The sequence below is a fragment of the Nitrospinota bacterium genome (assembly GCA_035528715.1).
In the GTDB taxonomy this organism is placed as follows: domain Bacteria; phylum JADFOP01; class JADFOP01; order DATKYB01; family DATKYB01; genus DATKYB01.
In genome coordinates, this window is the sequence record DATKYB010000052.1 from 1 (window position 1) to 2,000 (window position 2,000).

3 protein-coding genes are annotated in these 2,000 nt (G+C 36.2%); all 3 read right to left on the reverse strand.

Features of this window, described 5'->3' with window-relative positions; all coding sequences use genetic code 11:
• On the reverse strand, window positions 1–806 hold an 806-nt coding region (locus tag VMW81_04040), incomplete at its 3' end, for an iron ABC transporter permease (GenBank protein HUU50106.1).
• Window positions 807–817: 11 nt separating this feature from the next.
• On the reverse strand, window positions 818–1,627 hold the full coding sequence (locus tag VMW81_04045) for a cobalamin-binding protein (GenBank protein ID HUU50107.1): 810 nt from the start codon (window positions 1,625–1,627) through the stop codon (window positions 818–820).
• A 95-nt stretch (window positions 1,628–1,722) separates the two neighbouring features.
• A partial coding sequence (locus VMW81_04050; protein HUU50108.1) for a cob(I)yrinic acid a,c-diamide adenosyltransferase occupies window positions 1,723–2,000 on the reverse strand: 278 nt, incomplete at its 5' end.

A 2,000-nucleotide genomic window follows, 5' to 3' on the forward strand; every position in this document is an offset into this window, starting at 1 on the left:
ATAAGCCCTACAAAACCTATAAGCCCTGCAATAGAAACTGCAGCACCTGTTATTAAAGAAGCAGCGAAAAAGGTTATTCTTTTGGTCTTTTCTAAATCAACACCCATTTGGGATGCCGATTCCTCTCCAAGACAGATCAGATTGAACTCCTTTGCCCTAAAAAAAAGAAGGAGGCTACCTATAAAAACATACAATGAGATAATTCCTAGAACAAAGAATGAAGGAGAAGTGATATTTCCCATCAACCAGAATACGATGTCACCAACTTTATTAAAATCAACAATAGATGTAATGAACATAATCAAGGCAGCAAAAAAGGCGTTAAAGATAACGCCTATAAGAAGCAGGTTATAAATTGATACCTTTCCCCTGCTTTTGGCAATCGAATAGATTATATAAATAGAGATAGCACCTCCTAAAAAAGCAAAGATTGGCAAAAGAGAAAACTCGCCAAGAATGATATCCAGACCTAAAACAATGGCAACGATGGCTCCGAACGCAGAACCACCAGAAATTCCCAAAATATATGGATCAGCAAGAGGATTCCTAAGCAGTGCCTGAAAAACGGCCCCTGAGACTGCCAATGCTCCTCCAACAATCGCTGCATTTAAAATTCTTGGCAATCGAACCTTTAATAATATAGTGGCATCTGTCCCTTCTTTTACCTGAAAAGACAGAATATTGATTATCTCTTTTAAATCTATCCTTACAGATCCCAGAGAGAGGGATATCAGCATGGTAACAATCAATAAAAGAAATAAAATCAGGATTGGTTTTAACCAACTTGTAAAGGTAAGTGACTTCATTCAAACCTTTCTTAAAAGACTTCAGGGTGCAATATTTCAGCTATTTTTTCTAAACCTAAGATAAACCTCGGTCCAGGTCTAAAGTAAAAATCCTCACTAACCACATAAATTCTACCTGATTTAACAGCTAATAGATTCTTCCACTTCTCCCACCCTCTAACATTTTTAGACTCCTTTAAGAGAGAAGAAGGATTTTCATGCACCGTAGCGATAATAACTTCAGGTTCCTTAGAAATAACCTCTTCTATTGAATACCTTGAATATCGACCTTTTATATCTCTGACGATATTTTCACCGCCAGCCAAAGATAACAACTCATCAGCAAAAGTCTCTTTTCCAGCAACGATCAAAGGCTCATAACTAAAAACGAATAAGACCTTGACCTTTTTAGAACCTCGGATTAAATCTTTTATTTTTTCTATCCTTTTTCTCAAATCTAAAACCAAATCATCTGCCCTAGACATAACACCTGTTGCCTTGCCAATCTTGAGTACGGAATCAAGGATATCATCAATCATAAATGATTTAACCATCAAGGTTTGGATATCCAAAGAAACCAAACCCTTTATTACACTCTTATTCCCCAGATTGGATATGCCAATAACTAAATCTGGTTCCAAGGAAACAATGGCTTCAAGATTGGGGTTAAAAAAGCCTCCTATCCTTGGCTTCGCTTTAGCCTCTTCAGGATAGTTACAAAAATCTGTTACTCCAACAATCTTTTTATTCAACCCTAATTCAAATAAGATCTCCGTTATACTGGGAGCAAGTGAAACGATCCTTTCAGGAATCTTGGGATTGGACGCACGAGCAACTTGCAAAGAACCTTCTGAAGACAGATTAAAAACCAATATCGGAAGACAAATTAATAGTAGCAGCTTACATCTTCTCATTTATTAATTTTCCTATATCTGATTCAATATTCAATTCCCTTCTGTGCCTTCATTCCTCTTCGATAGGAATGTTTAATATCCCTCATCTCTGTAACAATATCAGCAATTTCTATAAGCTCGGGTTTTGCATTTCTTCCTGTAAGAACAATATGAATCTTTTTAGGTTTATTCTTTAGGAAACTTATGACATCATCTAAATTAAGGAGATTGTAATGTATGGCATAGTTAATTTCATCCATGATAACCATATCGTATTCCTTTGATTCTATCTTTTTCCTGCACAGGTCCCAAGCCTCTAATG